This window comes from Bacillus sp. 05T31 (genome assembly GCF_056396725.1).
Genome location: NZ_JBFTMA010000401.1, coordinates 1 through 3,899, shown reverse-complemented (window position 1 = coordinate 3,899; position 3,899 = coordinate 1). Strand labels below are relative to the sequence as shown.

7 protein-coding genes are annotated in these 3,899 nt (G+C 34.0%); 4 read left to right on the top strand and 3 right to left on the bottom strand.

Translation table 11 applies throughout. From position 1 onward, the window contains the following. Positions 1-58: 58 nt before the first annotated feature. Entirely contained in the window at positions 59-307 is a 249-nt protein-coding gene (locus tag AC1DJR_RS20395) for a hypothetical protein (protein ID WP_002087603.1), read from the top strand. Positions 308-507: 200 nt separating this feature from the next. On the opposite strand, the gene AC1DJR_RS20390 is transcribed toward AC1DJR_RS20395, so the two are convergent. Both AC1DJR_RS20390 and AC1DJR_RS20385 read right to left on the bottom strand, forming a co-directional pair. Further along, a complete protein-coding gene (locus AC1DJR_RS20390) occupies positions 508-1,545 on the bottom strand; it encodes a serine hydrolase domain-containing protein (RefSeq protein WP_477003370.1) in 1,038 nt (345 codons plus the stop codon). Between the two features lie 110 nt (positions 1,546-1,655). Next, positions 1,656-1,850: a hypothetical protein gene (locus tag AC1DJR_RS20385; RefSeq protein ID WP_131245389.1), complete on the bottom strand. Its 195-nt coding sequence runs from the start codon at positions 1,848-1,850 to the stop codon at positions 1,656-1,658. Between the two features lie 133 nt (positions 1,851-1,983). Between AC1DJR_RS20385 and AC1DJR_RS20380 the strand changes: the two genes are divergently transcribed. Next, positions 1,984-2,265: a hypothetical protein gene (locus AC1DJR_RS20380; protein WP_429687237.1), complete on the top strand. Its 282-nt coding sequence runs from the start codon at positions 1,984-1,986 to the stop codon at positions 2,263-2,265. A gap of 29 nt (positions 2,266-2,294) precedes the next feature. Here the strand turns inward: AC1DJR_RS20380 and AC1DJR_RS20375 are convergent, their stop codons facing one another. Further along, a complete protein-coding gene (locus tag AC1DJR_RS20375; RefSeq protein WP_429687238.1) occupies positions 2,295-2,585 on the bottom strand; it encodes a DUF3784 domain-containing protein in 291 nt (96 codons plus the stop codon). A gap of 124 nt (positions 2,586-2,709) precedes the next feature. Between AC1DJR_RS20375 and AC1DJR_RS20370 the strand changes: the two genes are divergently transcribed. Continuing rightward, positions 2,710-2,991: a MazG nucleotide pyrophosphohydrolase domain-containing protein gene (locus AC1DJR_RS20370; protein ID WP_429687239.1), complete on the top strand. Its 282-nt coding sequence runs from the start codon at positions 2,710-2,712 to the stop codon at positions 2,989-2,991. Between the two features lie 143 nt (positions 2,992-3,134). Next, positions 3,135-3,899: BcII family subclass B1 metallo-beta-lactamase (bla2, locus tag AC1DJR_RS20365; RefSeq protein WP_477003369.1), on the top strand; the 765-nt coding region annotated here is incomplete at its 3' end.

Below are 3,899 nucleotides of genomic sequence, written 5' to 3'. Positions count from 1 at the left end.
CCTTAAATTAGGTTTTTTGTATAGTAATTACATTCGTAGTTGGAAAGGGGAAAAAATTGTGAAGTTTGATGATCAACGTCTACTAGGAATACGATTAGGTTCTGTACTCATAACAGAAGAAAATCAATATTTAGTAATTAAGAAGAAAGATCATTATGCACTATTAAACATACATAATTTAGAATGCACACATGTCGAAGTGCAATTAGAACATATTGAAGAACTGTTGCATGAAGATTTCCAAGAAAGTATAACGGAAATTATCGCACCAGAACATATTAAAATTGTGGTGAAAAATGTTATATAAAGTGAAACTTTAATCAGTGGGGGTTTTCTTCATCTCCCACTGATTATTAGTTGAACCAATCGGGCTTTTACGGGCAGTTGATCCCCCATCTAATTTTTTTGCTTTCGCTGAATTTTGAGGTGGGGGTCTTACTGCCCGTTAATGCGGGATAAAGAAAGAAGCTGGGAGAATCAGCTTCTTTCTTTGTTTTACTTCGTTAATTATAAGGATAACATTTTTAAAATCTCACCAATAATCCCATCCTTTTGATGAACACCTAAATCCGAGTTCGTCATAATAACAGCGCCATTACCTCGGTATGGATTACATACCATCATACATTGAAATCCAACACCCCAGCCAAGTGAGTGAATTTGTAAGTCTTCATTAGAATACTCTAGAAAAACACCTAACCCAGTCCATTTTGAGCATCCTTGAGGAGAAATCATATCTTGTACTGTTTTTTGAGAAAGTTCCAGTTTGCTATTTCCYTKTAAGGAATGAATGAKTYCRAKWAYTAAAGTTGATAAGTCAGTTGGTGTTGTCCAAAYGCCTGAAGCAGCTGCGAATGGATAAAATGGATACTTCTCATTTGTTACAGTTCCATCTTTAGTATGCCCGCAAGCAAAAGCATCGGTTTTATCTATGTCTTCGGGAGAGAAGAGTGTACTATTTTTCATTTGTAGTGGCTGGAAGATAAGTTCTTCTAGTAACTGACTAAATGATTTCCCCGTAATATCTTCAAGTAGTTGTTCAATTATACAAAAGTTTGCGTCTGAGTAGTGAAATGCACCTTCTGGTTTATAAGTTACTTCTATAGGTACTGGGCAATATAGTGTTTTACCAGCAAGAAGTTCAGGGATTTTAGGTATTCCTTGTGCAAGTGTATAATGTTCAAAACTATTGGGAGAGTCAATGATTCCAGATTGGTGACTTAATAAGTTTCGCAGCGTGACTTTTTTCTGTGAAGTAAATAGATTGGTAGGGATGTTCCAAGATGTGAGTCTATCATTTACGTCTTCATCTAAATGTACGATTCCTTGATCTGATAACGTTAGTACAAGCATTGTAGTGATGAATTTGCTAATAGAACAAGAATTGAATATGGAATTCGTAGTGACAGTTCTAGTTGTTCCAGATTCAAGTGTACCGAAAGCAGTAGCTTCATCAAGTTTACCGTCACGTATAACGGCAAAGCTTAACCCTGCAACGGAATATTGGTTCATTTTCTCATATATATTGTTACTTTTTGAGTTCATAGTTGCTCCTTTCTTTTAAAAACAGAATATTAATTTTATTATACAGTAGTAAATAGAGAGAAAAGGAAAACACTTCATCTTTTATCGATGAAGTGTTTTCTTAGTTTAAGTTAATTCGAAGTAAATGCTTTAAAAAATTTATCTCTGTACATGTACATAAGCCATGAGGCTGTTATAAAGGAAATAAAGATTTGTTTGTTTTTAATTGGTGCACTGAAAACAAGCCAGCCAACGATATCAAATAACAAATGTAGTGCAATTGAAAGAACTACAAATTGTAGTAACGTCTTAAAAAATCTTTTCATAAAGTGTCCCCCTAAAATAAAAGGTTTTATCAACAGTGTTGTATATCGCTATTATACATTAAATGTGTTTAGTGGTAAAATTTACATAAGTTAGTGAATTAAAACAAATGAAAGCTAATGAGGAGGAATAGTCATGGAATTTTGGATGATCATACCGATAGCGGTCTTTGGGCTTATTTATATCGTTGAAAAATTAAATAAAATCGAAAAGAAAACGGATGCGCGTTTAAAGCGGATGGAAGATAGATTACAGCCAATTACGAAAGAAATGGGAATTATAGATAGAGAACCCGAAATTAATAAAGAGTTGCGGCAGCTTATGGAAGAAGGAAAAACAGTTACGGCAGTTAAGAGAGTAAGAGAGGCTTTTGGGTTTTCCTTACTAGAAGCGAAGCAATATGTTGATAAGTTATAAAAAAGATCATCCATTTGGGTGATCTTTTTTCACTGCACCATACGTGTATTTACATAAGTAGCTATTATAACGTGGCCAATTATAATGATAGGAAATACGATTTTTGCATTAGGGGTAGTGAAGACACTACCAATTGTGGCGATAACACCAGCGGTTAAATTATAAAGACCAACTACCTTCGATAACTTAACTTTATCTGACACACGGCGTTCATTGAATCCTGATAAGAGCCAAGTGTATTGCTTTACTCCGATGAAATATGCTAGTGCAAATGAAATGATGGCTAGTATGAATAATGATGGCGAAGCGAAGAGAGTCATTAAAAGCACCTCCGTTAAAGGGTTATAAATAAATTATAGTATGAATGTTATAATTTAACAAAATACATTTTTGATTTTAAGTGTAATAGAAAAATGGAGTATTTGTGATGAGGGGAGATTAAGTATGAATATTGTGGAATTCCAGAGATATGTATTAAATTTCAGTAAAGAAAAAGGATTTCAAGATACAACAATTGAAGAGCGTACGATGTATGCGATGGCGGAATTAGGTGAATTAGCGGAAGTTATATTAAAGCGTGATAAAATACAAGATTCGAAAAGAGAGATTGGTTTAGAAATGTTTGATGTAATTTGGAATGTATGTGATTTAGCAAACAAGTTAGAAATTGATTTAGAGAAGGTGTTTGAAGAAAAAATGATGATTAATAAAAAACGTGAATGGTAAAAGGAAAGTTAAAAAGCGCACAAAATTTTGTGCGCTTTTTATTAATGGTATGAAAAATATGTAAAAAAAGATGGAACAAACATTTGAGATGAATTGTCTAATATAGGTAATAACTATTTAGTTTGAAAGAAAGGGTGGAGAAAATGAAAAAGAATACATTATTAAAAGTAGGGGTATGTGTTAGTTTACTAGGAACAATTCAATTTGTTAGCACAATTTCTTCTGTGAAAGCGGAACAAAAGCTAGAGCAAAAAGTAATAAAGAATGAGACCGGAACTATTTCACTTTCTCAGTTAAACAAAAATGTATGGGTTCATACGGAGTTAGGTTATTTTAATGGAGTAGCGGTTCCTTCGAACGGTCTAGTTCTTACTACTTCTAAAGGGTTAGTGCTTGTCGATTCTTCTTGGGATGATAAGTTAACGAAGGAACTAATAGAGATGGTAGAAAAGAAATTTAAGAAGCGCGTAACGGATGTCATTATTACACATGCGCACGCTGATCGAATTGGCGGAATTAAAACGTTGAAAGAAAGAGGCATTAAAGCGCATAGTACAGCATTAACTGCGGAACTAGCAAAGAAAAATGGATATGAAGAGCCACTTGGAGACTTACAAACAATTACGAATATGAAGTTTGGAAATATAAAAGTAGAAACGTTCTATCCAGGGAAAGGGCATACAGAAGATAATATTGTCGTATGGTTACCGCAATACAACATTTTAGCTGGAGGCTGTTTAGTGAAATCTGCGGAAGCTAAAGATTTAGGGAATGTTGCTGATGCTTATGTAAATGAATGGTCCACATCGATTGAGAATGTGCTGAAACGATATGGAAATATAAATATAAATTCAGTAGTGCCTGGTCATGGGGAAGTAGGGGACAGAGGGTTACTTATACATACATTG